Source organism: Microbacterium sp. RU33B (assembly GCF_900155915.1).
Taxonomy (GTDB): Bacteria; Actinomycetota; Actinomycetes; order Actinomycetales; family Microbacteriaceae; genus Microbacterium.
Genome location: NZ_FTPO01000001.1, coordinates 298,603 through 325,229, shown reverse-complemented (window position 1 = coordinate 325,229; position 26,627 = coordinate 298,603). Strand labels below are relative to the sequence as shown.

At 69.7% G+C, this 26,627-nt stretch carries 24 protein-coding genes; 7 read left to right on the top strand and 17 right to left on the bottom strand.

Annotation, left to right across the window (positions count from 1 at the left end; translation table 11 throughout):
- Positions 1-87 precede the first annotated feature (87 nt).
- The 7 genes from B0B14_RS01525 to B0B14_RS01495 form a co-directional block, all read right to left on the bottom strand.
- Positions 88-1,005: a PfkB family carbohydrate kinase gene (locus B0B14_RS01525; RefSeq protein WP_076679656.1), complete on the bottom strand. Its 918-nt coding sequence runs from the start codon at positions 1,003-1,005 to the stop codon at positions 88-90.
- Positions 1,002-1,511, bottom strand: a complete 510-nt coding sequence (locus tag B0B14_RS01520) for an FBP domain-containing protein (protein ID WP_076679655.1) — start codon at positions 1,509-1,511, stop codon at positions 1,002-1,004. The genes B0B14_RS01525 and B0B14_RS01520 overlap by 4 nt, the downstream gene beginning before the upstream one ends.
- Positions 1,512-1,611: 100 nt before the next feature.
- Complete coding sequence (locus B0B14_RS01515) at positions 1,612-2,511, bottom strand: bile acid:sodium symporter family protein (protein ID WP_076679654.1); 900 nt, start codon at positions 2,509-2,511, stop codon at positions 1,612-1,614.
- A 69-nt stretch (positions 2,512-2,580) separates the two neighbouring features.
- Complete coding sequence (locus B0B14_RS01510; protein ID WP_076679653.1) at positions 2,581-4,545, bottom strand: glycoside hydrolase family 13 protein; 1,965 nt, start codon at positions 4,543-4,545, stop codon at positions 2,581-2,583.
- Positions 4,546-4,676: 131 nt separating this feature from the next.
- Positions 4,677-5,651 (bottom strand): sugar ABC transporter permease, encoded by a 975-nt coding sequence (locus B0B14_RS01505; RefSeq protein ID WP_083710257.1) that lies wholly within the window; start codon positions 5,649-5,651, stop codon positions 4,677-4,679.
- On the bottom strand, positions 5,651-7,246 hold the full coding sequence (locus B0B14_RS01500) for an ABC transporter permease subunit (RefSeq protein WP_083710255.1): 1,596 nt from the start codon (positions 7,244-7,246) through the stop codon (positions 5,651-5,653). Before B0B14_RS01500 ends, B0B14_RS01505 begins: the two co-directional genes overlap by 1 nt.
- Before the next feature lie 92 nt (positions 7,247-7,338).
- Positions 7,339-8,595 (bottom strand): sugar ABC transporter substrate-binding protein, encoded by a 1,257-nt coding sequence (locus tag B0B14_RS01495; protein ID WP_076679652.1) that lies wholly within the window; start codon positions 8,593-8,595, stop codon positions 7,339-7,341.
- Positions 8,596-8,839: 244 nt separating this feature from the next.
- On the opposite strand from B0B14_RS01495, the gene B0B14_RS01490 reads away from it, so the two are divergent.
- From B0B14_RS01490 to B0B14_RS01480, 3 genes are all read left to right on the top strand, one after another.
- The gene (locus B0B14_RS01490; protein WP_076679651.1) at positions 8,840-9,328 is read left to right on the top strand and encodes a YajQ family cyclic di-GMP-binding protein; all 489 of its coding nucleotides are present in this window, start codon (positions 8,840-8,842) and stop codon (positions 9,326-9,328) included.
- A gap of 141 nt (positions 9,329-9,469) precedes the next feature.
- Entirely contained in the window at positions 9,470-10,072 is a 603-nt protein-coding gene (locus tag B0B14_RS01485) for an SOUL family heme-binding protein (RefSeq protein ID WP_076679650.1), read from the top strand.
- Between the two features lie 85 nt (positions 10,073-10,157).
- Entirely contained in the window at positions 10,158-10,991 is an 834-nt protein-coding gene (locus B0B14_RS01480; protein WP_076679649.1) for a formate/nitrite transporter family protein, read from the top strand.
- Between the two features lie 31 nt (positions 10,992-11,022).
- Here the strand turns inward: B0B14_RS01480 and B0B14_RS01475 are convergent, their stop codons facing one another.
- Together B0B14_RS01475 and B0B14_RS01470 are read right to left on the bottom strand one after the other, a co-directional pair.
- Positions 11,023-11,421: a PPOX class F420-dependent oxidoreductase gene (locus B0B14_RS01475; RefSeq protein ID WP_076679648.1), complete on the bottom strand. Its 399-nt coding sequence runs from the start codon at positions 11,419-11,421 to the stop codon at positions 11,023-11,025.
- A gap of 21 nt (positions 11,422-11,442) precedes the next feature.
- Complete coding sequence (locus tag B0B14_RS01470; protein WP_076679647.1) at positions 11,443-12,789, bottom strand: D-alanyl-D-alanine carboxypeptidase family protein; 1,347 nt, start codon at positions 12,787-12,789, stop codon at positions 11,443-11,445.
- 143 nt (positions 12,790-12,932) lie between these two features.
- Between B0B14_RS01470 and B0B14_RS01465 the strand changes: the two genes are divergently transcribed.
- Genes B0B14_RS01465 through B0B14_RS01455 form a run of 3 tightly spaced genes read left to right on the top strand, consistent with a single transcriptional unit; the run spans position 12,933 to position 17,066 of the window.
- On the top strand, positions 12,933-13,967 hold the full coding sequence (locus tag B0B14_RS01465; RefSeq protein WP_076681205.1) for an agmatine deiminase family protein: 1,035 nt from the start codon (positions 12,933-12,935) through the stop codon (positions 13,965-13,967).
- Entirely contained in the window at positions 13,964-15,661 is a 1,698-nt protein-coding gene (locus tag B0B14_RS01460; RefSeq protein ID WP_076679646.1) for an amidase, read from the top strand. The genes B0B14_RS01465 and B0B14_RS01460 overlap by 4 nt, the downstream gene beginning before the upstream one ends.
- A gap of 13 nt (positions 15,662-15,674) precedes the next feature.
- Positions 15,675-17,066, top strand: a complete 1,392-nt coding sequence (locus B0B14_RS01455; RefSeq protein ID WP_076679645.1) for a pyridoxal phosphate-dependent decarboxylase family protein — start codon at positions 15,675-15,677, stop codon at positions 17,064-17,066.
- Positions 17,067-17,303: 237 nt separating this feature from the next.
- Here B0B14_RS01455 and B0B14_RS01450 read toward each other — a convergent pair whose 3' ends face one another.
- From B0B14_RS01450 to B0B14_RS01430, 5 genes are all read right to left on the bottom strand, one after another.
- On the bottom strand, positions 17,304-18,299 hold the full coding sequence (locus B0B14_RS01450) for an alpha/beta hydrolase (RefSeq protein WP_076679644.1): 996 nt from the start codon (positions 18,297-18,299) through the stop codon (positions 17,304-17,306).
- 40 nt (positions 18,300-18,339) lie between these two features.
- On the bottom strand, positions 18,340-19,713 hold the full coding sequence (locus B0B14_RS01445) for an FAD-dependent oxidoreductase (RefSeq protein WP_076679643.1): 1,374 nt from the start codon (positions 19,711-19,713) through the stop codon (positions 18,340-18,342).
- Positions 19,714-19,788: 75 nt separating this feature from the next.
- Complete coding sequence (locus B0B14_RS01440) at positions 19,789-20,844, bottom strand: polyprenyl synthetase family protein (RefSeq protein ID WP_076679642.1); 1,056 nt, start codon at positions 20,842-20,844, stop codon at positions 19,789-19,791.
- A gap of 40 nt (positions 20,845-20,884) precedes the next feature.
- Entirely contained in the window at positions 20,885-21,607 is a 723-nt protein-coding gene (locus B0B14_RS01435) for a demethylmenaquinone methyltransferase (RefSeq protein ID WP_076679641.1), read from the bottom strand.
- 9 nt (positions 21,608-21,616) lie between these two features.
- On the bottom strand, positions 21,617-22,165 hold the full coding sequence (locus tag B0B14_RS01430; RefSeq protein WP_076679640.1) for a DUF402 domain-containing protein: 549 nt from the start codon (positions 22,163-22,165) through the stop codon (positions 21,617-21,619).
- 23 nt (positions 22,166-22,188) lie between these two features.
- On the opposite strand from B0B14_RS01430, the gene B0B14_RS01425 reads away from it, so the two are divergent.
- Positions 22,189-23,442, top strand: a complete 1,254-nt coding sequence (locus B0B14_RS01425; RefSeq protein ID WP_076679639.1) for an isochorismate synthase — start codon at positions 22,189-22,191, stop codon at positions 23,440-23,442.
- A 9-nt stretch (positions 23,443-23,451) separates the two neighbouring features.
- Here the strand turns inward: B0B14_RS01425 and B0B14_RS01420 are convergent, their stop codons facing one another.
- The 3 genes from B0B14_RS01420 to B0B14_RS01410 are packed head-to-tail and all read right to left on the bottom strand — an operon-like array spanning position 23,452 to position 26,615.
- Positions 23,452-24,315: a PPK2 family polyphosphate kinase gene (locus tag B0B14_RS01420; protein ID WP_076679638.1), complete on the bottom strand. Its 864-nt coding sequence runs from the start codon at positions 24,313-24,315 to the stop codon at positions 23,452-23,454.
- A gap of 33 nt (positions 24,316-24,348) precedes the next feature.
- Positions 24,349-26,172: a 2-succinyl-5-enolpyruvyl-6-hydroxy-3-cyclohexene-1-carboxylic-acid synthase gene (gene menD, locus B0B14_RS01415; protein WP_076679637.1), complete on the bottom strand. Its 1,824-nt coding sequence runs from the start codon at positions 26,170-26,172 to the stop codon at positions 24,349-24,351.
- A 2-nt stretch (positions 26,173-26,174) separates the two neighbouring features.
- Complete coding sequence (locus B0B14_RS01410; RefSeq protein WP_076679636.1) at positions 26,175-26,615, bottom strand: PLDc N-terminal domain-containing protein; 441 nt, start codon at positions 26,613-26,615, stop codon at positions 26,175-26,177.
- Positions 26,616-26,627 lie beyond the last annotated feature (12 nt).

Below are 26,627 nucleotides of genomic sequence, written 5' to 3'. Positions count from 1 at the left end.
CCAGGCTTGTTCAGTCGAGCGGAGACGCGAGAACCCATATTACCCTGCGCGAGGCTGTGTCGAGAACCGCGACGGCGAACCCGGATGCTACGTGCCGATGCGGTCGAGATCGATCCCGTCGACGGCGGAGGGAAGGCGCAGGAGCGCCCCTTCGAACCGGCACGTGGCGGCCGCGACGTCCATCGCCGTCTGCAGCAGCGCGCCCCATGATTCGGCATCCTCCGGGGGCGAATCCACGAGCCCCACGAGGGTCGCCGCGAGGGAGGCGTCGCCGGCGCCCATCGTGTCGACGATGCGTCCGGGCAGATCCGAGATCGGACGCGTGACGACATCCGCTCCGGCCTCGATCGCGGCACCCGCGGAGCCCTGCGTGGCGAGCACGGCGTCGGCGCCGAGGTCGACCAGGCGTGCGCGGAGCGCATCCAGCGGCTCGCCGTAGAGGAGGGCGGCGTCATCGTCGCCGACCTTGACGAGGACGCAGCGTCCGGCCAGCGATTCGAAGCCGCGCACGAACTCCACGCGATCCGACATCATGCCCGATCGCGGATTGGGATCGATCACGAGTGGCGCTCCGGATGCCTCGACGGCCCCCGCCAGCTCGAGGGTCTGCGCGACGTCGTCGAACGGGAAGCAGCTCACGACGACCAGTGCGGCATCCGCCATCGCCGCACGCTCGGCGTCGCCGAAGCGCACCCGACGCGCCTGCGCGGCCTCGTTGAAGACGTACTCCGGCTCTCCCGAGCCCGATCGCGTGCTCACGGCGCGCGACGAGCCGTACGGGCCGACCGTCTCGATGAGCTCGACGCCGAAGTCGGAGAGGTATTCGCGGATGTGCGCGCCCGCCTCGTCGTCGCCCACCATCGCGATGAGCGTCGCCGGCACGCCCAGCCGCGCGATGCCGACTGCGACATTGAGCGCCGCGCCGCCGACGAACTCGCGCACGCCCCGGTCGTCGCGCAGCTCGTCGATGAGTGCGTCTCCGATGACCACGATCCGCTTCGTCATGAACCACTCCCCCGTGCTCCTGCCGTCTCGAGCACGCTCGCGACGAACGACTCCGCCCGGCGGCGCGTGCCGTCGATGCGCCGGTCCACGCTGGCGCGCACTTCGCTCGGCGCCAGAGGGGCGGCGAGTCGGACGTTCTCATGGCACGACAGGTCGGCGCAGATGTACGTGCCGACGCTCGAACCGTACTCCCCTGCGCCGCCGGCCTTGCGGGCCGTGAACAGCGACACCTGGTCGGCGGGCTGCATCGTGTGGCACAGATTGCACATCGCCGACCGCGCCTGCGACGAGCCGTCCGCCGCGCGCAGCACGACGCCCTGCGCGCGGCCGGCGATCTCGGCGATGACGTATCCGCGCCCCCGCGTACGCGGGTCGCGCCACGCGAGGAAGTCGAGGTGGTCCCAGTCGATCAGGACGAAGTCCAGCGGCAGGGCGACGAGCCGCAGCTCGTCCGCTCCGGCGTTCACGAACGACTCTCGGATGTCGTCCTCGGTCAGCGCGCGCATAGGCCCTCCTCGCGGCAGATGCAGGCCAGTCTACGAACCGCCCCCGACGCACGACAGGCCCGAACCGCCGTCGCAGTCGGATCGGGCCCGACGGGGACGGTCAGACCGAAGACGCCTGCCGCGCGGCATCCGGCTCGTCGACGCCGGCCGCCGACCGGTCTCGGATGAGGAATCCGAACCCGAAGGCGATGAAGAACATGAGCACGCCGTACACCGCCGCCGGCAGCGAGAGCTCGATCGAGCCCATGACGGTCTGGGCGATCACGATGGCGAGCGTGGCGTTGTGGATGCCGATCTCGAACGACGAGGCGATGGCCTGGCGCTTGCCCACCTTGAGCCAGCGCGGCACGAGGTAGCCGATCGCGAGACTGAGGAGGCAGAACGTGACGGTGATGAGCGCGAGCTGACCGACGTTCTCGACGAGGAGCGCCCAGTTGGCCGCGACCGCACCGCCGATCACGACGATCAGCACGATCACGGAGACGACGCGGACGGGCTTGTCCATCGCGTCGGCGAACCTCGGCCACACCCGGCGCACGAGCATGCCCAGGGCGACGGGGAGCAGCACGATCGCGAACACCTCGAGCGTCTTCGACCACTGCATTCCCAGCTGGTCGTCGAACGGGTTGAAGTACAGGATCGCGAGGTTGGTGATGAGCGGCAGCGTGACGACGGCGATCACCGAGTTGACGGCGGTGAGGGAGATGTTCAGCGCGATGTCGCCGCGGAAGAGGTGGCTGTAGAGGTTCGCCGTGGTGCCTCCGGGCGACGCGGCGAGCATCATCATGCCCACCGCGAGGACGGGAGGGAGCTGGAAGGCCAGCACGAGGCCGAAGCAGATCGCCGGGAGGACCACGAGCTGACACAGCAGAGCGATGACCACCGCTTTGGGCTGCTTCACCACGCGGGCGAAGTCGCCCAGCGTCAGGCTGAGGCCCAGTCCGAACATGATGATGCCGAGGGCGACGGGCAATCCGATGGTGGTCAACGCTGATCCCATGGCACCCAGTGTGGCGGATGCCGCGACCCGGTGTCACGGATTGTGCACAGGTCGCGGCATCCGCATGATTCAGTGCTCCGTCTCGAGCGCCGCGATCTCGGCGTCGGCGATTCCGCCGGCCTGCGGCAGCGCGGACTCCGACGACGCCGTGGGCTCGGGGGCCGCCACACCGGGGAGCGCCCAGACCGCGAACGCGGGACCGTCCGCCGACAGCAGCACGCTCCCGTCCTCGGCCGTCGCGAGCGTGGCCTCTCCGTGCAGCGGCGTCGCCGCCGCCGCGCCGGCGAGCACCGTCGCAGGCAGCTCGACGTCGAGGTCGTCGCGCGCGGCGAGGACCAGCAGCGTCTCCTCCGCCGACTCGCGCACGAAGACGACGCCCTCCGCGCCGATGTGCAGCCAGCGCAGACCGCCCGTTCCGAGCACCGGGTGCGAGCGCCGCATCCCGATGAGCTCGCGGTACAGCGCGATGCGCTCCGCGACCTCGGGCTCGTCGATGCGGTCCCACGGGATCGGCGTACGACTCATCTCACCGTCGACGCCGGTGAGGCCGAACTCGTCTCCCGCGAACACGACCGGGATGCCGGGCAGGGTCATCGACAGTCCGACGGCGACCGGGATCGTGCCCGGCAGCGCCCGCGTCGCGAAGCGCGCCGTGTCGTGCGTGTCCAGCGGCAGCATCGAGCCCAGGCGCACCCGCCACGGCAGCTGACTCGTGAAGCGCTGCATCTGCGCCGCGAACTGCCGCGCGTCGTAGGCGGGCATGCCCGTCGGCACGCCGAAGTACCACATCTCGTCGGTCTCGACCCCGAACGCGTTGACGTGCGGGATGCCCGTCGGGGCACTGAGCCACGCCCAGAGGCCGCGGGTGAACGCCGGATACGTCATCGCGCCGTGCCAGGCGTCACCCTGCAGATCACTCGCGGCGTCGTTCGTCGACTCCGCCAGCAGCAGCGTCTCCGGCTCGATGTCGATCATCGTGCGGCGGATCGCTCGGCGCACCGACTCGTTGAGGTCCGTGTCACCGAGACGTCCCGTCATGTTCGCGACGTCGATGCGCCAGCCGTCGATGCGGTACGGCTCCGAGAGCCACTTCGCCACGACCGAGTCGGGTCCCTCGACGAAGCGGCGGCGCAGCTCGGTCGACGACCAGTCGAACTTCGGGAGGGTCGGAGCGCCGAGCCACGAGACGTAGTCCTCGTTGTCGTCGTCGAGGAAGTAGTAGAACTCGCTCTCGGGTGCGCCGGGATGCCGATGAGCCGCCCGGAACCACTCGTGCGCCGAACCCGAGTGGTTCGACGTCAGGTCGCCCATGATGCGGATGCCGCGCGCGCGGGCCGCCTCGATGAGACGGAGGTAGGCGGCGTCTCCGCCGAGCAGCGGATCGACCTCGAGGAACGTCGACGCGTCGTAGCGGTGGTTGGACTCCGCGGGGAAGATCGGCGTGTGGTAGATCATCGTGACGCCGAGCGCCTCGATGTGATCGAGGTGCTCCACGATGCCGTCGAGATCACCTCCGAAGAACTGCTGCCCACGGCCCGGCGGCACGGGGTCGAGATCATCGCCCCACTCCGCGGGGATCGCCCAGTCCGGGATCGGCCGGTCGTCGGCGGCGGCGGAGCGGGCGAACCGATCGGGGAAGATCTGGTACATCACGACATCGCCCGTCCACGACGGCGGCGGGTTGCCGGCGACGAGAGCGAAGTCGACGGCGTCGAGGGCGTCGATGTCGCTCAGCCCGCCCTGGCTCAGGATCTCGACCCGGTCGTCTTCGTGCACGAGGTGCCAGCGGTAGCCGTGGCGCGGGTTGGCGACGACGATGCGCGCCGACCACCACTCCCAGCCGTCGACCTCGCCGTCGGCCGAGGCCTCGACCCAGAGCGGCTCATGATCGGGGTTGGAGCGCACGAGAACGCGCGCGAGCGGACCGTAGCCCACCGGCACGCGCAGGCGCACCGTGACCTCGTCGCCGAGATCGGGCGCGTCGTGCGACACGTACAGGGGTGAGCCGTCGTGGTGCGGCTGGAGGATCGTCATGGGATCGGCCTTTCGAGTCAGGCGGCAACGCCGCCGAAGAGGAATCGACGTGGTTGCACAGCAGACGCCATGACAGAGCCCTTGAGTTGTTGTTCAGTTGTGGATCACGGATGCCCCACCCGGGGCATCCGCTACTTGACGCTGCCCGAGACCAGGCCGCCCGCGATGTAGCGCTGCGAGAGGAGGAAGAGCACCATCACGGGGAACGCCGCGAGGATCGCACCGGCCGAGAAGATACCCCAGTTCTGCGACTGGAAGCCGGACACGAGCTGGAACAGGCCGATCGCCACGGTCTGCGTCGCGGGGTCGGTGAGGATGACGCTCGCGATGGCGAACTCGCCGATGATGCCGATGAACGTGAGCAGCCCGACCACGATGAGGATCGGCAGCACGAGCGGGAGCATGATCGTGAAGAACACGCGCGCGTGGCCGGCGCCGTCGATCTTGGCGGCCTCGTCGATCGCCGCGGGCACCGTGTTGAAGAACCCGTACATGAGGAACGTGTTCACACCCAGCGCTCCACCGAGGTAGATCATGATGAGGCCCGCATGGGTGCCCAGGCCGATCGCCGGGAACACGTCGCTGATCTGGATCATGAGCAGGAAGATCGCGGTGATCGCGAGCAGCTGCGGGAACATCTGCAGCACGAGGAGGGTCACGAGCCCCACACGGCGACCCTTGAACCGCATGCGCGAGAACGCATATGCACCGAGCGCGCACAGCAGCACCGTCACGACGCTGGTCACGATCGCGATGATCAGCGAGTTCACGTACCACGTGCCGTACGGGATGCTCGGGTCGGTGAACAGGCGCTCGTAGTTGCGCAGCGAGAACTGCGAGAAGAGCTGGTTCGACCCCGTCAGAGTGCCGATCGGGTTCAGCGACGCCGAGATGATGTAGAGCAGCGGGAAGAGGGCGAATGCGATCGCGACCCAGGCCACGACGTGGCGCCAGCCCGTGTCGACGAACCACTGCTTGAAGGTGCGCTTGCGCTCGGTCTTGGTGCGGCGGGCGGGCTTGCCCGCGAACGCCTCGCCGATGCCGGTGGCGCCGCCTGTCTCGACGCCGCCGAACTCCTGGACCCGGTTGGGGTTGATGTCGGTCATCAGTTCAGGTCCTCCAGTGCCTTGGTCTGTCGGAAGCTCACGATCGCGACGATCGTCACGATGATGAAGATGAGGATGGACAGCGCCGACGCGAGTCCGAGGTCACGTCCTCCGCCGCCGCCGAACGCCACCTTGTAGACCATCGTGATCATGATGTCGGTGGCGCCGATGTCGAGCGTCGTGTCGGGGAAGCGCGGGTTGCCTCGGGTCAGCATGTAGATCACGCCGAAGTTGTTGAAGTTGTACGCGAAGGTGGCGATCAGGAGCGGGGCGACCGAGACGAACAGCAGCGGCAGCTTGACCGAGCGGAAGATGCGCCATGCTCCGGCGCCGTCCATCTTCGCGGCCTCTTCGATGTCTTCGGGCAGGGACTGCAGCGCACCCGTGCACACGAGGAACATGTATCCGTAGCCGAGCCACATGTTGACGATCAGGACGCTGACCCTCGCGAGCATCGGATCGGCCAGCCAGGGGATGCTCGCACCTCCCAGCAGCACGTCGTTGATGAAGCCGAACTCCTGGTTGAGCATGCCGGCCCACACCAGACCCGTGAGGTACGCGGGGAACGCGTAGGGCAGGATCACGAGGATGCGGTAGATCTTCTTGCCGCGCAGCGTCGGGTGGTTCAGTACGATCGCCAGGAACAGACCGAGCGCGAAGCAGAGGAAGGTCGAGACGCCAGCGAACACGAACGTCCAGATCGTCACCGCGATGAGGGGGTCTCGGATCTGCTCGTTCGTGAAGGCGAACGCGAAGTTGTCCCAGCCGATGACGACACGCCAGCCCGGGGTGAGGGTGGAGCCGTCCTCCGCTCGGAAGTTGCCGCGGCCGTCGTCGACGTAGACGACGCCCGTCTCGGTGTTCGTGAACGTGTCGGCGGACTCGTCGAACTCGAGGCTCGACGTGTAGACGAAGGCGCTCTGGCCGTCAGCGGTGCGCAGCGTTCCGTCGTTGATGTCGTCGGAGATCGGCACGTTGAGGGCGAGGATCTCGTCCTGGAAGCGGATGATCTGGTTGAGGTTGAGCTTCTCCCAGCCGGACGGGGCGCCGTTGACGTCTTCGAGCGCCTCCTCGCTCGTGCCGAACGAGAGCTGCCCGCCGGGCTCGGCGACCAGGAGGCCGAACTGGTCGGCCTGCTTGTAGACCTCGACCGTGTACGAGGGGGAATCCGGCACGCGATCCTGCGACGTGCGGATGATCTGTGCGATCGCGTCTTCCTTCGTGCTGTTGTGCGCGTCACCGGCGTTGGTGAAGGCGATGTAGCCCGTGTAGACGATCACGAAGACCTGGAAGATCAGGAGGAAGAACAGACCCGGCGTCAGGTACTTGCCCGGCAGGAGGCCGGGTCGCAGGTAGATGAAGTTGACGAGGGCCACCACGACGATGAGGGCCACCGTCGCGATCCAGTCGCCCTTGCCGATGAGGATGAAGACCGCGAGGACCGTGACGGCATCGATGATGCCGAGCAGCACGATCTTGAAGAGGAGGGCGATGAGGCCGCCCGAGGTGAGCCGCCGCTGGGGCTTGTGGAGGGGGTCATCGCCCCAGACGGATGCCGGGCGGCTGGCGCTCTCGGTCTTCACAGCTTCGGCCATTGAAAGAGACTTCCTCGTCGCAGGGTCGTTCTGGGTTCAGAGTAGAGAGGTGGGTGAGGCCCGCGAAAGCCCCACCCACCTCTCGTGCCGGGTCAGCCGGCGAGCTTGGCCTTGATGTTCTCGGCCATGGTCGCCCAGATCGCGGCCGGGTCTCCACCCTCGCCCTTGATGATCTGCAGCTCGGCGTTGCCCCAGTCGGACCACACGGCGCCCATCTCGGGGATCGCGGGCATCGGCATGCCGGACTGGCCGATCTTGCCGAAGGCCTCGACATCCGGGTCCTCAGCCGCAGCGGCGTCGTACGCCGACGTGAGTGCCGGCGGGCGTCCGCCGACCTCGTAGAGGGCCAGCTGCGCGTCCTCGGTGCTGAGGTAGTTGACGATGAAGTTCGTCGCCGCCAGAGCGTTGGTGGACTTGCTCGAGAGGAAGAAGGCGTTGACGCCGATGAACGGGCGCGCCTCCTGGCCGCCGGCCGAGGGCAGCGGGTCGATCGCGTAGTTGATGCCCTTCTCGGCGATCGCGGGGATGTTCCACGGACCGGTCAGGTAGTACGGCGACTTGCCGTCGAGGAAGAACTCGCGTGCGCGGTCTCCGTCGATGTTGGCGTTGATGACGCCCGAGCCCGCGGCGCCCCACGTGGCGAGAGCCTGCGCGAATGCCACGCCCGCCTCGTCGCCGATCACGAGGTTCGACGAGTCGTACGAGCCGTCGGCGTTCTGCGCGAACACCATCGAGCCGAACGAGGTCTGCAGCGGGAAGAGGTGGTACGGGTCGCCCTGCTCGGGCGACAGGCCCACGAGGAACGGGTACTCGGTGCCGGCGGCCTGGCCTGCGGCGATGACCTCGTCGAACGTGGCCTTGGCGTCGGGGACGAGGTCGGTGTTGCGCACGAGCGCGACGTTCTCGATCGAGTACGGCATGCCGTAGACCTTGCCCTCGTACGTGACGGCCTGGACGGCCGACTCCGCGAGGCCGGAGGCGACGTCGCCGAGCTCGATCGGGGCCACGACACCGGCGGCGACGTACGCACCGAGCTTGTCGTGGGGGCTGACGATGACGTCGGGGCCCTTGCCGGTCGGAACCTGGCTGATGAAGTCCTGGTCGACCGTGGCGAAGTCCTTCGTCACGATCTTGACCGGAACGCCGGTGTCTTCCGTGAACGCCTTCGCGACCGGCTCGAGTGCCGGCTTGCGCTCGATGTCGACCCAGATCGTGATGGGCGTGGCGTCTCCGCCGTCGCCACCGTCGGTCGATTCGCCGCCGCCGCCGCTCGCGCAGCCCGCGAGAGCGAGCATGCTGCCCGCGACCAGCGCGGTCAGGGCGATCGCGCCCTTCTTGTTCACCTTCATCGGTGTGCCTCTCTCAAAGTGGAATGGGAGGATCCGACCGCGGTCGGCGTAGGCACCGACAATGGTCGCTCTTCCGCTCACAGAATCCTGCAAGCGCTTACATTGTGCCACCGATAGGCCGAATTGCAATACCTGGGGACGAGTATCGAGACATTTCCGTGACATACGGACCGCAGGGAGGGACGTTCGACCCCCGGCGGACTGCAAGCGCTTGCAGTTTCCGGTGCCGGGTAGAATCTCGGACATGGCAGATTCCTCGTTCGACATCGTCAGCAAGGTCGACCACCAGGAGGCGGAGAACGCCCTCAACCAGGCGCGCAAGGAGATCGAGCAGCGCTACGACTTCAAGGGCACCGGGGCCTCGGTCGAGTGGAGCGGCGAGTCGATCCTCATCAAGGCCAACACCGAAGAGCGCGCCAAGGCCGTGCTCGATGTGTTCCAGTCCAAGCTCATCAAGCGGGGCATCTCGCTGAAGAGCCTCGAGTCGGGCGAGCCGTTCGCGAGCGGCAAGGAGTACCGCATCGTCTCGACGCTCAAGGACGGCATCTCGTCGGAGAACGCGAAGAAGATCAGCAAGATCATCCGCGACGAGGGGCCCAAGGGCGTCAAATCCCAGATCCAGGGCGACGAGCTGCGTGTGCAGTCCAAGAGCCGCGACGACCTCCAGGAAGTCCAGCGCCTCCTCAAGGCGGCCGACCTCGACGTCGACCTCCAGTACACGAACTACCGGTAGTTCGAGCTCGCGGCCCCCTGAGCGGCCATCCCCGCGCGACCTTCGTCCTTCGTCGCACGACGGCGGCTGTGCGACCCTCGGGAGGGGTCCGTCGGATCTGAGCGTGGAACACCCGGCCGGGGCCAGGAGAATCGAGATCCGATGACCGAGCAGCAGCCCTACGAGGTCCTCCGCGACTACGGCTCGTTCGAGACGCGGCAGTACCCGGAGCATCTCGTCGCACAGGTCAGAGTCGAGGGACCGTTCGAATCCGCCGGGAGCCGGGCGTTCCGGCATCTCTTCGCGTACATCGCGGGCGCCAATTCCACCCGCAGCAAGATCGACATGACCGCGCCCGTGCTCCAGACCTACACCGATCCTCCGGAGGCCGGGGCCCCCGCACCCCGCGCGATCGACGCGGTGACGACCACCCGCGGAGCGGAGTACACCGTGTCTTTCGTCCTGCCTGCATCCTTGACAGCCGACGCCGCGCCCGCACCCGCCGACGAGAGGGTGCAGGTGCGCACGGTGCCGAGCTCCGTTGTCGCCGCGGCGCGCTACAGCGGAGGGTGGTCCGAGTCGCGCTATCGCGAGCGCCTGGAGAAGCTCCGCGACGATGTTCGCGCCGCCGGACTGGTGCCGACAGGGGTCGAGACATCCGCCCGGTTCGACCCGCCGTTCATGCCCGCGTTCCTCCGCCGCAACGAGGTCCTCCTCGGCCTGGAATCGGACGCCGGTGGTGGCCCGGTGCACGTCGGCGCGTGAGCGGCGGAGACACGTCGCATCGGACACCAGGATCTGAGACCCGGCGCGCACCCCGTGTCGCCGGATTCCGTGGGAACCTAGCCGCATGACCGACCAGAGTCAGCTGTTCCCCGGCAAGCAGTTCATCTCGACGGTGCTGACCGCGCTGGACACGAAGACGGTCATGAGCGGCGCCCTCATCCGCATCTACCTGATGCGCGCGGCGATGGCCGGCGCGATCATCGGCGTGATGTACCTCACGTACTACGCCGTCATCGCGGCGTTCGACGGCATCGCCCGAGGCGAGCTCGACGGCGTGGGGCACATGATCGGCGCCGTGGTGTTCGGCTTCGCGCTCGTGTTCATCTATTACAGCAAGTCCGAGCTGCTGACCTCGAACATGATGATCGTCACCGTGGGCGCCTACTACCGCAGCGCCGTGTGGTGGCGGCTCCTGCGCATCCTGGTGCTCTGCTACGCCGGCAACCTCGTCGGCGGCCTGTTCGTCGCCCTCCTGGTGAAGTTCTCGACGCTGGGCGACGGAGAAGTGGGCACCCAGATGGTCGAGGCCGTCGACCACAAGCTCTCGTATCTCACGGAGGGGGTCGCGGGGTGGGGCGACCTGTTCATCCGCGCGATCTTCTGCAACTTCATGATCAACCTCGCGATGCTGCTCGTCTACAACGGCCTCATCAAGAGCGACGTCGGCAAGATGCTCGTGATGATCGCGAGTGTGTTCGTGTTCGGCTTCGTGGGGTTCGAGCACTCGGTCGCCAATACGGTGCTGTTCTCCGTCGTCGGGCTGCAGGACGGGATCGACGTCGGGCTCGCCCTCGGCAATCTCGGCATCGTCCTGCTGGGCAACTACGTCGGCGGCGGACTCCTCATCGGCCTGTACTACGCCTACGCGAACGACGATCGCCGATTCCACCGCGACTGAACGTCGCGCAGCGACCGAAGGCCGCGACCGGCTATGCGCGCGTGATGCGGATGATGACGCGCTGACCCTCGCGACGCTGCAGGCGGCGGACGAACCGCTCGGCGCCGAGGATCGCACGGAACTGGAAGCCGTACTTCGCGGCGAGGGCCGCATCGGCGGTCTCGTCGCCCTCGACGAGCCGGGCACGCCCGGTGACCTTCTCCGAGCCTTCCTGGATCGCCCCCATGCGGCTGCAGGGCTGCAGGGTCACCTCCGGATTGCGTCGGAGCCTCTTGACCTTCCCGGTGGCCCGTTCCGTCGTCACGACGAGATCGTCGCCGTCGCGGGCGATCCACACGGGGGTCTCGACGACCACCCCGGTCTTTCGGAACGTGCCCAGCGAGACGAAGTCGCTCTCCTCGATGCGGGTCCACGAGTCGGGCTGCTCCATGCTCCGACCCTAACCGACTCGTCAGCCACCGAGCTCGAACGGGTGCGTCAGTCGCCACCAGGCGCCGGGAGGGTCGATCGTCCCCTCGATGCGCACATCGGAGCGCGCGGTCTTCGGGCCGGCCGACCACGTGATGGTGCCGACGACCTCGCCGTCGATGTAGGCCGCGGGGGTGTCGATGTCGAGTGCGACGTCGATCGGTGTGTCGGACCACGTGAAGATCGTCTCGCTCTCGACGATCACGAGCCGTGCGGTCGAGCCCCACGGCGTGGTCACCGAGCCGATCCCGCGTCCGCTCGTGGACACGGAGACGTCGTGGAACCCCTCGCGGATCGACCTCAGCGTCAGCAGCACCCCCTGGTCCACCGCGTCGCGAGAGAAGCCGCCGAGCACGACGCCCGTGACACGGACCGGTGACGCCGGCCCCGCGTCGACGGTCGCCGTGTACAGCAGGCTGTAGGTGCCCTCCCCCAGGTTCCCGGTCTTGAGACCGGTGACGCCTTCGAGGCCCAGAAGGTCGTTCGTGTTCGTCATGAAGCCCGGTCCGGGCAGCGCCAGCGTGCGCGTGGCGGCGATGGAGGCGATCGCCGGGTTCGCGGCGGCGAGGTTCGCGAGGATCATCAGATCGGCCGGGGTGCTGATGTTGCGCGGACTCAGGCCCGTGGGCTCCACGATCGTGGTGCCGGACATCCCCTGCGCGTCGAGCCAGTCGCGGGCGGCGCGGAGGAACGCGCTCTGCGAACCGAATGCCCACGTCGAGACCGCTTCGGCATAATTGCTCGCCGACGGGATGAGCATCGTCGCGAGCGCATCATGCAGAGACATCGAGCTGCCGGTCGGCATCGCGGCGATCGTGGCACCCCGCACGTAATACGCGTCGTAGAGGTCATGATCCGCTTCGTCGAACGTGATCGTGGGGCCGGGGTCGACGGCATCCACGAGCGGGTGGGCGTCGAGAACGACGAGCGCGGTGATCAGCTTGCTGATGCTCGCGATCGGGCGCGCCTCGCCGATGCCCCCGGCCAGCGAGAACCCGTCCGCGCCGAGGTACTCCTCGCCGCCCGTGACGCTGATCGCCGACGCGCCGTCGGTGGGCAGGACGATCGCAGCGGCGGGTGCCGGCACCGCCTGCGGCGCCTCGGCCGAGATCACGGGAGGAGGAAGCGGGGCGGTGAGCGCCCACGCCGCGTAGCCGCCGGAGACGAGGACGAACGTCGCGAAGACCGCGAGGGTGCCGAGGAGGACACGCCGACCACGCCGACCCGCAGCCGGATCGACCGTGTCGCGGCCGTCGTCGGGCCGGTGCTCGTCGCGCATCAGGTCGGAGAGATCGCCCAGCACGTCGGGGGGCTGCGGATCGTTCGTCATCTGCTCCTCGTCGACTCCGCTCCATCGTGCCGCACCCGAGCACGACCGTCCGGTTGTCCACAGTCCGGCTCGCGCGGAGCGCCCCTCGCGCTCGCTCCCCCGACGAGGGCATGCTTGAGCGAGCGAAGAACGAGGGGGACACGATGTCGTGGAGGATGCCGCACGAGGGTGACGCGCACGACCGCACCTGGATGGCGTTCCCGCGCGAGGGCGTGACCCTCGGCGACGGGGAGGCGTGGCGCGAGGGCGGCTATGCGGCCTGGACCGACGTGGCCCACGCCGTGGCCGGGTTCGAGCCGGTGACGATGGTGGTCGACCCGAGCGAGGCCTCCCGCGCACGGCGGATGCTCGGAAGCGAGATCGAGATCGAGATCGCGCCTCTCGACGAGTTCTGGATGCGCGACTTCGGCCCGACGTTCGTCGTCGACGACGAGCGGCCCGGTGTGCTGGGTGCCGTCGACTGGATCTTCAACGGCTGGGGTGCGCCCGAATGGGCGGAGTGGTCGCTGTCGGCGCAGATCGCACGTTTCATCGCCGAGCGCACGAACGCGCAGCTCGTCAGCTCCGTGCTCGTCAACGAAGGCGGCGGCATCCACGTCGACGGTCGGGGCACGGTGCTGCTCACCGACACCGTGCAGCTCGATCCCCGGCGCAACCCGTTCGCCGACCGTCAGCGCGTCGAGGCCGAGCTCGCCCGCACGATCGGCACGACCCACGCCGTCTGGCTGCCGCGCGGCCTCACGCGCGACTACGACGAGTTCGGCACGAACGGGCACGTCGACATCGTCGCCACGATCGCCTCCCCCGGCCACATCCTGCTGCACGCGCAGCGCGACCCCGAGCATCCCGACTTCGCCGTGACGCGCGAGCTGCGCGCGGTGCTGGAGGCGTCGACGGATGCCGCGGGCGACCCGTGGCGGATCACCGACCTGCCCGCGCCCGCGACGCTCCGCGACGAGGAGGGCTTCGTGGACTGGAGTTATGTCAACCACCTCGTCGTCAACGGCGGGGTCGTCGCCTGCGGCTTCGGCGAGCCCGAGGCGGATGCCGCAGCCCGCGCGATCCTGGAGGACGCGTACCCCGGGCGCCGCGTGGTGACGGTCGACGCGCGGCCCATCTTCGCCCGCGGCGGCGGCATCCACTGCATCACCCAGCAGCAGCCCGCGGTGACGGCGTGATCGACGTCGTCGAGGCATCCATCGCCGATCTGCGCGCCGCCCTCGAAGCCGGAACCACCACGGCGGTCGAGGTGACCGAGGCCTACCTCGCGCGCATCGACGCGTACGACGCCCCCGGTACCGAGACGGCGCTGAACGCGGTCGTCGTGCGCAACCCCGACGCACGCGCCGAAGCCGCCGCCTCCGACGCACGACGCGCGGCGGGCGCGACGCTCGGTCCGCTCGACGGCATCCCGTACACGGCGAAGGACAGCTACCTCGTGCGCGGACTGACGGCCGCGGCGGGCAGCCCCGCGTTCGCGGATCTCGTCGCGCAGCGGGATGCCTTCACGATCGAGCGTCTGCGTGCGGGCGGCGCGATCTGCCTCGGGCTCACGAACATGCCGCCGATGGCCAACGGCGGCATGCAGCGCGGGCTCTACGGGCGCGCGGAGAGCCCGTACAGCGCGCAGTGGCTCACATCGGCCTTCGCGTCGGGTTCGTCGAACGGATCGGGAACGGCCACGGCGGCGTCGTTCGCCGCGTTCGGGCTCGGCGAGGAGACGTGGTCGAGCGGCCGGGCCCCGGCGTCGTGCAACGCCCTGTGCGCCTACACGCCGTCGCGCGGGGTCATCTCGGTGCGCGGCAACTGGCCGCTCGTGCCGACGATGGACGTCGTCGTGCCGCACACGCGCACGATGGCCGATCTCCTCGAAGTGCTCGACGTGATCGTCGGCGACGACCGGGAGACCCGCGGCGACTTCTGGCGGGCACAGCCCTGGGTGGCCCTCCCTTCCGCCTCGCAGGTGCGCCCGCCGTCGTATCGCGGCATCCGCACCGACCTCACGGGACGACGCATCGGCGTGCCCCGCATGTACGTCAACGCCGACCCGGAAGCCGGCACCGCCCCCGAGGGCGGCATCGGCGGGCCGACCGGCCGACGAGTAGAAACCCGGCCGTCCGTGATCGCACTGTGGGAAGCCGCGCGCGCCGACCTCGAGCGGGCCGGTGCAGAGGTGATCGAGGTCGACTTCCCCGCGGTGACGAACTACGAGGGCGACCGCCCCGGCGCCCCCACGATCGCGACCCGCGGCCTCGTGAGCCCGGAATTCCTCCACTCGGAGATCACGACGCTGTCGGCCTGGGCATGGGACGACTTCCTCCGCGCGAACGGCGATCCCGCCCTCGACCGGCTCGAGCGGGTCGACGGCGCCACGGTCTTCCCCCCGGTGCCGGGTGCGCTGCCCGACCGCTACGACGGCTTCGACGATGACATCGCGGAGTATCCCGGACTCGTGCGCGCGCAGGCCTTCGACGCGATCGACGACATCCCGCACCTCGAAGCGGGTCTTCGCGGGCTGGAGGAGACCCGACGCGTCGACGTCGAGGAGTGGCTCGACGGTCTCGGGCTCGACGCGGTCGTCTTCCCCGCGATGGCCGACATCGGCGCCGCCGACATGGACGTCGATCCGGCGTCGGCCGACGCGGGGTGGCGCAACGGGGTGTGGGTCGCCAACGGCAATCTCGTGCCGCGGCACCTCGGCATCCCGACCGTGACCGTGCCGATGGGGACGCTCAGCGACATCGGGATGCCCGTCGGCCTGACGTTCGCCGGACGCGCCTACGACGATACGGCGCTGCTCGCCCTCGCCGCCGCCTTCGAAGCCACCGGCCGTCGCCGGACCGAGCCGCCGCGCACACCGCGGCTCCGATGATCACAGGAGAACCATGACCACCCCCGACGCACACGCCGCCGCGATGCACTCCTTCTCCCCCGAGACGGAGTCCACCGTCGACCAGGTGCTCGACTATGCGCGCGACCGCGTGCTGCACCCCGGCGTGCCGCTCGACAAGCCGCTCACCCCGAAGGACCTCGCCCGTCTCGCCGGCGGCTCGATCACGGCGAAGGGCATCGGCGGACGCCGTGCCGCGGGACTGTTCGAGAACGTGCTCGCGCCGGCCTGCCTGTCGACGGATCATCCCGCCTATCTGTCGTTCATCCCGTCGGCGCCGAGCAAGGCATCCGTCGCCTTCGACGTCGTCGTGTCGGCGTCCGCGGTGTACGGCGGCTCGTGGATGGAGGGCGCGGGCGCCGTGTTCGCCGAGAACGAGGTGCTGCACTGGCTCGCGTCGGAGTTCGGCCTTCCGGCCGGATCCGGCGGCGTGTTCATGCAGGGCGGCACGATCGGCAACCTCTCCGCGCTCGTGACCGCGCGCGCACGGGCACGTGCCCGAGGCGCCGAGGCCGGCCGCGAGAACCCGCGTCGGTGGGTGATCGTGTGCAGCGCGGAAGCCCACTCGTCGATCGCGTCTGCGGCGGAGGTGATGGACGTCGATGTCGTGCTCGTGCCGCCGGATGCGTCCGGACGCCTGCACGGCGACGGGGTCGGAGCCGCCCTCGACGAGCACGGGGACGCGGTCTTCGCCGTGGTCGCGACCGGCGGCACGACGAACTTCGGGATCGTCGACGACATCGCCTCGATCGCGGAGGTCACCCGCTCCCGGGACGTCTGGCTGCACGTGGACGGGGCCTACGGCCTCGCGGCGATGCTCGTCGAGAAGATGCGGCCGGTGTTCGCCGGGGTCGAGCACGCCGATTCGCTCATCGTCGATCCGCACAAGTGGCTGTTCGCGCCGTTCGACGCCTGCGCGCTGATCTACCGCGATCCGAGCGGGGCGCGGTCGGCCCATACGCAGCACGCGGAGTACCTCGACACCCTGAACGACACTCCGGATTGGAACCCGTCGGATCTCGGCATCCAGCTCACGCGCCGTGCGCGAGGCCTGCCCCTGTGGTTCTCGATCGCCACCCACGGCACCGACCGCTATCGCGCGGCGATCGAGTACGGGATCGATCTCGCCGCCGAGATCGCGGAGGAGATCACCCGCCGACCCGGTCTCTCGCTCGTGCGCGACCCGCAGCTGTCGGTCGTCGTGTTCCGACGCGACGGCTGGAGCGCGGCCGACTACCAGGCATGGTCGGACCGGCTGCTCGAGGATCAGATCGCGTTCGTCGTGCCCAGTTCGCACGCCGGGGAGCCGGTGCTCCGCTTCGCCGTCATCAGTCCCCTCACGACGTTCGAGCTGCTGAGCGGCATCCTGGACACCCTCGAGGCGTGAGGCGAGAATCTGACCAGATGTCAAGTTTTGTCCCCCGAAAGGCCTACATAAAACGTTTCTCTCCGGCGCTACTGTTAGGGAGAACGGCATTGACACGTGGTTTCATCTCCGCTGTCCCCAGCAGCGTCAAGGGTGTCCCCAGCACTCGCAGATGATCACCGAGGTCGTTGAATGGCCCTCTCGAGGCCGCCCGCACAGGGCCTGCCCCGGGAGGGCCGACGGCGTTAAGGCGACGACTCAGCGCCCTGCGATCATCGACTGCGCCCAGCGGTCCATGCGGGCGTAGGCGAGCTCGCGCGCGTCGTGACGCGATAGGAACACGTCGTGCAGCGCACCGTCGATGCGCTCCACCATCACCGACGGGCCGAGCTTCAGCGACGCCTTGGCGATGTCGTCGACGATGAGAACGCTGTCGGTGCGGGTCAGCTCCTCGGACCAGCGGGTGGGCAGGGCGGTGCGCGCGGAGAGGAGCACGCAGACGGGGGCGTCGATCGATAGACCGGCCGAGACGCGCGCGTGGCCGGCGATCACGGCATTGATCCACCCGACGTGCACCGTCATCGTGTGCGCCGGGCGCCACGCCTCGTTGACCTCGTACGGGTCTTCGGGGTCGACGGCCTCGGCCTGGGCGCGCGCGTAGAAGCCGAGATCGACCTGAGGCCAGTTGTCGAGAGGGCGGAGCCTCGAGTGGATGCCGAGCACCGGCGCGATCGCCGCACGGGTGGCCGCGTTGAGCTGGAACTCGAGCCACGGGCTGTTGAGGATCACCGAGTCGACGACGCCGGGGTTGCGGTCGGCCCACAGCGCGAGTGTCAGGCCGCCCGTGGAGTGCCCGAGCAGCACGAGTTTGCGCTCGCCCGAGCCGTCCGCCTCACGCCCCATGGCGACGAGGGATGCCCGGATCTCGGCGTCGTAGTCGTCGAGGTTCGTGATGTAGCCCGGCGTCTGCCCGTCGCGGAGGCTGCGTCCGTACTTGCGCAGGTCGAGGGCGTAGAAGCGGGCGCCGCGGTCACCCCACCAGCGCGCGAGGCGCCGGTTGAAGAAGTAGTCCGACCAGCCGTGCACGTACAGCACGTCGACGTCGTGCAGCGGAAGCGGACGCAGATGGATGCGCCACTGCGGCAGGTGCCGCACGAGCGTCGCGACGACTTCGCCCTCGTGGTCCGTCCCGAGGGGCAGAGTCAGCTGCTCGAAGCCCTCGCCGAGCACATCCGGAATCCACTCGTCCGCCATCGCTCCACCCTATCGAGGCGACGTCATGTGCTCGCGGGACCTACTCCCCGCGGGAGATCGCGACCATGTCCTCGCGCGGGACGACCTTGACGCGGGCACGGCCGTGCGGTTCGCCGAGCGAGATCTCGTGCTGGTCGAGGCGGTGCCAGCCGTCGAGGTCGGTCCACGCGACCCCGCGCGCCGCGAGCAGGGCGGGGATCGCCTCGGGAGACGGATCGGCGGGCTGCCACCACGACGCCTGGTCGTTGATGACGTGACCGACGGTCTCCATCGCGTCGGACTTCGTGTGACCGATCAGGCCGACCGGTCCGCGCTTGATCCAGCCGGTCGCGTAGACGCCGGGCACGCGCTCGTTGGAGTCCTTCTGCAGGACCTGACCCTCGTGGTTGGGGATCACACCGTGCCGCTTGTCGAACGGGATGCCGGGAAGCGGCGAACCGAAGTACCCGACCGCGCGGTAGATCGCCTGGATCGGCACTTCGCGCATTTCGCCCGTGCCCACGACGCCGCCTTCGGCATCCGGTCGCGTGCGCTCGTAGACGAGTGCCGCCACGCGACCGTCCGCGTCCTTCTTCACCTCGACGGGCTTGGCCCAGAAGTGCAAGTGGAGACGGCGGGATGCCGTTCCCCCGGCGTTGTTCACGGAGTCGCGCTTGCGCCAGGACTGCAGGACGCGGTCGATGACCATGACCTGCTTGTTGCTCGCGATCGCCGCCTTCGACGCCTCGTCGTAGTCGAAGTCCTCGTCGTAGACCACCATGTCGACGTCGCGGAGCTCGCCGAGCTCCCGCAGCTCGAGCGGCGTGAACTTCACCTGCGCGGGTCCGCGGCGTCCGAAGATGTGCACGTCGGTGACGGGCGAGGCCTTGAGTCCCGCATACACGTTGTCGGGCACCTCGGTCGGGAGGAGGTCGTCGGCGTGCTTGGCGAGCATGCGGGCGATGTCGAGGGCGACGTTGCCGTTGCCCACGACCGCCACCGACTCGGCCTCCAGAGGCCACGTGCGCGGCACGTCGGGGTGACCGTCGAACCAGCTCACGAAGTCGGCGGCGCCGTACGAGCCCGTCGCGTCGATGCCGGGGATCTCGAGACCCGCGTCGCGGATCGCGCCGGTGGAGAAGATCACGGCGTTGTAGTGCTGCTTGAGGTCGTCGAGGGTGATGTCCTGACCGAAGCGCACATTGCCGAAGATGCGGATGTCGCCGCGGTCGAGCACTTCGCGGAGGGCGTTGATGATGCCCTTGATGCGCGGGTGATCGGGGGCGACGCCGTAGCGCACGAGGCCGTAGGGCGCGGGGAGCTGCTCGAAGAGGTCGATCGAGACGTCGAACTTGCGCTCGGCCTTGAGGAGGATGTCCGCCGCGTAGATTCCGGCGGGGCCGGCGCCCACGATCGCGAGTCTGAGCTTGGTCATTGATGATCCTTTCGGAGTCTCCGGTCCGGTGCGCGGGCCGACCTTCGACGAGCTCGGGGACCGGAGTGCGGGAGGTCAGCTGGAGCGGTCGGCGACGGCCTCGGCGAAGCGCGTGAGCGCCTCGCGGACGGGCCCGTCGGGAAGCGGGGCGAGGGCTGCGATCGCTTCACCCGACCACGTGTGGGCGAGATCGAGCGTCTGCTGGGTCGCGGGGTGGTCGCGCAGCTCGGTGAGCGCGACGTCGAGGATCGCAGGATCGGCGCCGTCGGCGATGAGGCGGACGCCGTCGTCGATGCGGTCGCGCAGGGCGCGGGACGCGGCATCCGACTGCTCGCCGAGGAGCAGGAAGGGCATGGTGGGCACGCCCGCGCGCAGATCGGTGCCGGGGACCTTGCCCGTCTCGTTCGGGTCGGCCGAGAGATCGATGACGTCGTCGAGGAGCTGGAAGGCGACGCCGGCCTTCTCCCCGAAGACCACCATGGGCTCTTCGAACGCCGGATCGCCGCCCGAGAAGATCACTCCGGACTGCGCGGCGGCGGCGATGAGCGACCCGGTCTTGTCGGCCAGCACCTGCAGGTAGAACGCGACCGGGTCATCGCCCGGCTGCGCGCCGACGGTCTCGTGCATCTGCCCGAGGACGAGCCGCTCGAACGTGTCGGCCTGGATGCGCGTGGCGCGGTCGCCGAGGCGCGACATGATCTGGCTCGCGCGCGAGAACAGCAGATCTCCCGTGAGGATCGCGACGTTGTTGCCCCACACGGCGTGGGCGCTGGGCACACCGCGGCGGCGGTCGGCCTCGTCCATGACGTCGTCGTGGTACAGCGATCCGAGGTGCGTGAGCTCGAGAGCGGTCGCGGCCTGCACGACGTCGGACGTCGCGCCGTCACCGAGCTGCGCGGTGAGCAGCGCCAGCATGGGGCGCACCCGCTTGCCGCCGGCATCGAACAGGTAGCGGCTGGTCGCGTCGGCGAGGGCGTCCGTGACGCGCAGCTCCTTCTCGAGGGTCGCATCGACCGCGATGAGGCCCTTCTCGACGGTCGACAGCAGACGCCGAGACCTCACACCCGCGAACACGCGATCGGTGAGACCCAGCTTCCGCGCGACGCGCGAACCGGGGATGGAGCCAGCCACGAGTCCAGCCTACCGGGGGCGGAGGGACGCGAGCCGTGCGTCAGGACTTCGGCTTGGTCGCACGGTGAAGCGCGACGATGCCCATCGAGAGGTTGCGGTGGGCGACATCGGTCCACCCGGCCTCGCGGATCCATGCCGACAGACGCGCCTGATCGGGCCAGTCGCGGATCGATTCGTTGAGGTAGTCGTAGGCCTCGGCGTTGGAGCTGACCGACTTCGCGACGACGGGGAGGATGCGGTCGTTGTAGAAGCGGTACAGGCCGTTGAACGCGCGCGACGGCGGCTGCGAGAACTCGCACACCACGAGCCGGCCGCCGGGCTTGGTGACCCGCAGAAGCTCGCGCAGCGCCTTCTTCGGCTCGTTGACGTTGCGCAGCCCGAACGACATCGTGACGGTGTCGAACTCGGCGTCGCCGAACGGCAGGTCGGTCGCGTCGGCCTCTGCGAACGACAGGTTCGGGATGCCGCCGTGACGGCGACGCCCCTCGGCGATCATGCCGCGCGAGAAGTCGGCGGCGACCACGTCGGCCCCGCTGCGCGCGAGGGCCACGGAGCTGGCCCCGGTGCCGGCGGCCAGGTCGAGGATGCGCTGCCCCTTTCGGGGAGCGACCGCGCGCGTCGTGGCGGCCCGCCAGAACCGATCGTTGCCGAGGCTGAGGACGGTGTTGGTGCGGTCGTAGCCCGCGGCGACCTGGTCGAACATGCCGCTCACCCGCGACGGGTCCTTCTGCAGGTCTGCGCGGTTCGGCTCGTGCTCGGTCACCCGTCGAGTCTAGGCCGCGTCGTCGGGAACGAGCTCGGCGAGGCGGCGGAGCCAGGCATCCGACGTGGCATCGTCGAACGGAGGAACGGATGCCGTGACCTTCTGCTCGAGCTCGACGGCGAGCGCTTCGAGGGTCGCGACGATGTCGAGCGGATAGCCGTACTGCACGCGGTGCTCGTCCCATTCGTCTCGATCGTCGATCCAGATGCCGCGCTCGTCGATCGCCTTCACGACGTCGAGGTCCATGTCGACCGCGGTCGGCACGCCCGCCTCCCAGCGGCCGTCCCATGCGATGTCGATGTAGATGCGGACTCGACGCGGCGGAGCGTTCACCGTGAGCGCGTAGTCGCCGCTCGGCGGGAGGAGCGTGACGTTGGGCGCGGTGGCGACGAAGTCTCGTCCGGGCCGCGAGCTCGTCCACCCGGCCGGCTGGCCGAACCAGTCGCCCCACTCGTCGGAGCCGAGGTAGACGCAGTCGTGATGCCAGTGGGGCGAGGCGTCCCACTTTCGCCAGCGGAACAGGAGTCGGGTACCGGGTGCGGGTCGGTCTGGGGCCACGAACGCGAGTCTAGGCTTGACGTGTGACCTTCTCCGCTCCGCGTCTGATCGTCCGGACGCGCGAGATCCCCGCGGTCGAGGACCTCCTGCCCTTCACGTCTCCGCACGATCCGCTCGTCTGGATGCGGCGAGGCGAGGGGATGTCGGGTCTCGGCATCACGTACGGACTCGTCGCCGCTGCCGGCGCGGACGCGACGTGGCTCTCCGAGCGCTGGACCGAGATCGCGGCCGCGGCCGAGGTCGACGACGACGTGCAGCTCCCCGGCACGGGCCTCCTCGCCTTCGGCGCGCTGACCTTCGATCGAGGGTCGAGCCACCGCAGCATCCTGACCGTCCCCGGCGTCGTCGTCGGCCGGCGAGGCGGCAGGTCGTGGGTCACGACGATCCACGACGCCGCCGGCGGCCGCGCCTCCGCGCCCCACGAGACCCCGTACGGTCCGCACTGGGCGGGCGCGGTCGGGCCCGGCGAGCAGACCGCCGCCGGCTACATGGATTCGGTGCGCGCCGGCCTCCGCGCGATCGCCGACGGCGACGTCGGCAAGGTGGTGCTCGCGCGGGACCTCCGCGGCACCGTCCCGGTCGGCTCAGACCTCCGCCGCCTTGCACGCGCGCTGTCGCAGGATTACCCCGACACGTGGACGTTCGCCGTCGACGGCCTCATCGGCGCGAGCCCCGAGACCCTCGTGACCGTGAGAGGCGGCACCGTCACCGCGCGCGTGCTCGCCGGCACGACGTCGCGCGGCGCCGACGCGGATGCCGATGTCGCAGCCTCCGCCGCCCTCGCGACGAGTGCGAAAGACCTCGACGAGCACGAGTTCGCCGTGCAGAGCGTGCTCGCCTCGCTCCGTCCGCACACACGCGCGCTCGTGGCCGCCGAGGCGCCGTTCACCCTGAAGCTCCCGAACGTCTGGCATCTGGCGACGGATGTCGAGGGCGAGCTCGGCGGCACGGCATCCGCTCTCGATCTCGTGCACGCGCTGCATCCGACGGCGGCGGTGGCCGGAACCCCCACGGACGCCGCGATCGACCTCATCCGCCGCCTCGAGCCGTTCGATCGAGGCCGCTATGCGGGCCCCGTGGGCTGGATCGACGCCGCAGGCGACGGCGAGTGGGCGATCGCGCTGCGCTGCGCGCAGTTCGAGGTCGACGACGGCGGTTCGAGCGACATTCCCGTCACGGCATACGCCGGCGCGGGGATCGTGGCGGGGAGCGATCCGGAATCGGAGCTCATCGAGACCCGGGTGAAGTTCCGCCCGATCGTCGACGCCCTGGCCTGACGAGCAGCGTCACGTCGCGGCCAGGCGACCCTTCTCGGCGGCGACGTCGAACGTGGCGGTCGGCCACTGCGGGTCGATGTCTTCCAGGGCGGCCAGCAGCAGCGCCTGGACGGCGAGGCGGGCGAACCACTTGGAGTTCGCCGGGATCACGTGCCACGGCGCATGAGGGGTCGAGGTGCGGTCGAACACGGTCTGGTACGCGTCCATGTAGGCCGGCCACAGCTGGCGCTCGTCGACGTCACCGGGGTTGTACTTCCAGTGCTTGTCGGCGCGGTCGAGCCGCTCCATCAGGCGTGCCTTCTGCTCGTCGGGCGAGATGTGCAGCATCACCTTGACCACGCGGGTGCCGGCATCCGTCAGCCGCTTCTCGAAGTCGTTGATCGCGCCGTACCGGCGCTCGATCTCCTCCTCCGCAGCGAGGGAGCGCACTCTGCCGATCAGCACGTCCTCGTAGTGGGAGCGATCGAAGACGCCGATGAACCCCGCCTCGGGGACGGCCTTCTCGATGCGCCACAGGAAGTCGTGCGCGAGCTCCTCCGCGGTCGGCTTCTTGAACGCCGTGAGCGAGACACCCTGCGGATCGACCGATCCGACGACGTGCCGGATGATGCCGCCCTTGCCGGCGGAGTCCATCGCCTGCAGCACGAGGAGGACGGAGGCCTGCGTGGCCTCCGCGCGGCTCTCGGCGTACAGCCGCTCCTGCAGCTCGTCGAGCGCATCGACGCCGGCCGCCAGGTCGACCGCGCCGTGCTTCTTCCCTCCGGAATAGCCCGGCTTCGCGTCGGGGTCGACGTCGGCGAGGCGGAATCCCTCGCCCACGCGGAGCAGGTCGGCAGGATCGTCCGTCCAGTTCAGGTGGCTCTTCGCAGTCATGCACTCATCATGGCGGCGCGCCCGCGGGGAGGTCTACCTGTCGAGGGGCACTTCGATGAGCTGTCGGCCGCCGACCGGCGACGTGAGTGCCTGGTCGAGGGCGGTGCGGGTGGTGACGCGCTGATACTCCCAGCCGTACGCGAGCGCGAGCTGCTCGAGTCGGGCGTGCTGAGGCGTGTACAGGACGCGGTCCATCGCCGCTCGGCCTGCCACTGCTGCGACCTCGAGCCCGTCGAAGATCGTGCCTCCGCCGTCGTTGCCGACGATCACCTGGATGCGGGGCTCACTTTCCGTCGCCGGCATCAGCAGCGCGCCGACATCGTGCAGGAACGCCAGGTCGCCCAGCAGCAGGCGCGTCACCCCGGCCCGCCCGCCGCGCTGGCTGGCGATCGCGACCCCGAGCGCCGTCGCGACGGTGCCGTCGATTCCGGCGAGCCCGCGGTTGGACCGCACGGGCACCTTCTTGCCCCCCAGCACCGCGTCGGCCACACGCACGAGCCGCGACGAGCCGAACACGAGCCGGTCGTGCGGCCAGGTCGCCCGCCACACGGCGTCGGCGAGGGCGATGCGGTCCAGCGGCGTGCGGATCGTCTGCAGCTCGGCCGCGATCGCGCCCAGCCGCTCGCTCGGCACGGCGGACGACAGCCCGTCCACGTCGGGAGCGGGCGGCGTCAGGTCGACGGCGGCCGCGCGCGACGCGCGGAGCCACGATCCGAGCCACTCCCGGTCGGCATCGCCCGACGCCGCCACCACGGCGTCGACGGCGGTCGTGGAGCCGTTCAGATTGAGCGGCTCGCCCGGCCCCCGCACCGCGAGCACCTCGACGTCGTCGCGGGAGAGGAGTGCCGCCACTTCGCGGGAGAGGGTGGGATGCCCCACGACGACGGCACGCTCGACGCGACCGCCGAGCTCGGGGTCCGCGAGGAGGCCGCGGTAGCCGTGGACCAGATTGCGGCCGAAGCGCGCGCCGCTGACGATCTCGGCGATGAGGGGCCACCCGCCCGCGTGCGCCAGCGACTCCGCGGAGGGTCCGGCGCCGGCACCGGCGATCACCACGGTGCGCGGGCCGCGCACGAGGATGTGCGGATCGTCGTCGGGCTCGGTCGGCACGTCGGCCTCGCCGATGCCGCCACCGCCCTGGTACAGCGCGCCGAACACCTCGTCGGCCGGCTCGTCCACCGCGGGCACGCCGTCGAGGTCGGGGTCGGCTTCGACGGCGAGCTCGGCCTGCGGCATCCCGAGCCAGTCGGGAAGCGTGCCGGCGAGAGGCTCGCGGAACGGAAGGTTGAGATGCACCGGCCCCGGCGATCGGGTGCCGGCGCCCAGCGCGGCGGCCACGGCCTCGGCCGCGACAGCGCGCATCATGACGCTCTGGTCGCCGTCGCCGACGGGATCGGTGAGCTCGGGAACGGGCAGATCGGTCTCGAGCCGCATGTTCGGCGAGTACATGCCGGGCTGCCGCGTCGTCTGATTCGCCCCGACTCCGCGCAGCTCCGGCGGACGATCGGCGGTCAGCAGCAGCAGCGGCACGCCGGCGTGGTGCGCCTCGAGGGCGGCGGGCAGCAGGTTCGCCGTCGCGGTGCCCGACGTGCACACCACCGCCGCCGGCATCCCGGTCTCCTGGGCGATGCCGAGGGCGGTGAAGCCGGCGACGCGCTCATCGAGACGGACGTGCAGGCTGAGCGCACCCCGGGCTTCGAGCTCCGCAGCGACGAGGGCGAGCGCCTGGGAGCGCGAGCCGGGGCTCAGGACGACGTGGTGGACGCCCTGCTCGGCGAGCGCGCACAGCAATGCTGCTGCAGCGTCGGTCGCCGGCGACGGAGCGGCACGGGGATCGTCCGCGAGCTCGGGCTCCACGTCTAGCCGACGGCCCCGCGCTGTCCGCGGTTCTCGTCGTCGTCGGGAAGATCGGCGCCCTTCGCCGGGGGCTCGGCGCCCTCTTCTCCGGCCACGGGAGGCTCGACCCGACCCCACCGCGGGTCTTCGCCCTCGGCGTCGAGCTGCGCGAGCTCCTCTTCGAGGCGGCGGATGCGCTCGTCCTGATCGCTGATCGATCCGATGCGGCCGAGGAACTCGGGGTCGTCGTCGGGCGCGCGGCGGGACGCGGCCGTGGAGCGGCGGATGCGTCCGACCGCGAACCACAGCAGACCGCCGAGGACGGGCAGGAGGACCACGATCGCGATCCAGACCGGCTTGCTCACGGCCCGGTGCCGCGTCGCGGGCTGCACGGCGACATCCACGATCGCGAACACCCAGAAGACCAGGGCGACGAAGCCGACGATCAACCAGATGCGGAACACGCTTCCATCCTA

Bases quoted from the DNA above. Each gene is read 5' to 3' on its own strand.
- B0B14_RS01475 (WP_076679648.1), bottom strand. From the start codon at position 11,421: ATGGAGCAGCCCGACTCGTGGACCCGCATCGAGGAGAGCGACTTCGTC.
- B0B14_RS01515 (WP_076679654.1), bottom strand. From the start codon at position 2,511: ATGGGATCAGCGTTGACCACCATCGGATTGCCCGTCGCCCTCGGCATC.
- B0B14_RS01505 (WP_083710257.1), bottom strand. From the start codon at position 5,651: ATGACCGACATCAACCCCAACCGGGTCCAGGAGTTCGGCGGCGTCGAG.
- B0B14_RS01470 (WP_076679647.1), bottom strand. From the start codon at position 12,789: ATGACGAACGATCCGCAGCCCCCCGACGTGCTGGGCGATCTCTCCGAC.
- B0B14_RS01420 (WP_076679638.1), bottom strand. From the start codon at position 24,315: ATGACTGCGAAGAGCCACCTGAACTGGACGGACGATCCTGCCGACCTG.
- B0B14_RS01485 (WP_076679650.1), top strand. From the start codon at position 9,470: ATGACCGAGCAGCAGCCCTACGAGGTCCTCCGCGACTACGGCTCGTTC.
- B0B14_RS01510 (WP_076679653.1), bottom strand. From the start codon at position 4,545: ATGACGATCCTCCAGCCGCACCACGACGGCTCACCCCTGTACGTGTCG.
- B0B14_RS01490 (WP_076679651.1), top strand. From the start codon at position 8,840: ATGGCAGATTCCTCGTTCGACATCGTCAGCAAGGTCGACCACCAGGAG.
- B0B14_RS01455 (WP_076679645.1), top strand. From the start codon at position 15,675: ATGACCACCCCCGACGCACACGCCGCCGCGATGCACTCCTTCTCCCCC.
- B0B14_RS01465 (WP_076681205.1), top strand. From the start codon at position 12,933: ATGTCGTGGAGGATGCCGCACGAGGGTGACGCGCACGACCGCACCTGG.
- B0B14_RS01450 (WP_076679644.1), bottom strand. From the start codon at position 18,299: ATGGCGGACGAGTGGATTCCGGATGTGCTCGGCGAGGGCTTCGAGCAG.
- B0B14_RS01495 (WP_076679652.1), bottom strand. From the start codon at position 8,595: ATGAAGGTGAACAAGAAGGGCGCGATCGCCCTGACCGCGCTGGTCGCG.
- B0B14_RS01520 (WP_076679655.1), bottom strand. From the start codon at position 1,511: ATGCGCGCGCTGACCGAGGACGACATCCGAGAGTCGTTCGTGAACGCC.
- B0B14_RS01525 (WP_076679656.1), bottom strand. From the start codon at position 1,005: ATGACGAAGCGGATCGTGGTCATCGGAGACGCACTCATCGACGAGCTG.
- B0B14_RS01500 (WP_083710255.1), bottom strand. From the start codon at position 7,246: ATGGCCGAAGCTGTGAAGACCGAGAGCGCCAGCCGCCCGGCATCCGTC.
- B0B14_RS01480 (WP_076679649.1), top strand. From the start codon at position 10,158: ATGACCGACCAGAGTCAGCTGTTCCCCGGCAAGCAGTTCATCTCGACG.
- B0B14_RS01445 (WP_076679643.1), bottom strand. From the start codon at position 19,713: ATGACCAAGCTCAGACTCGCGATCGTGGGCGCCGGCCCCGCCGGAATC.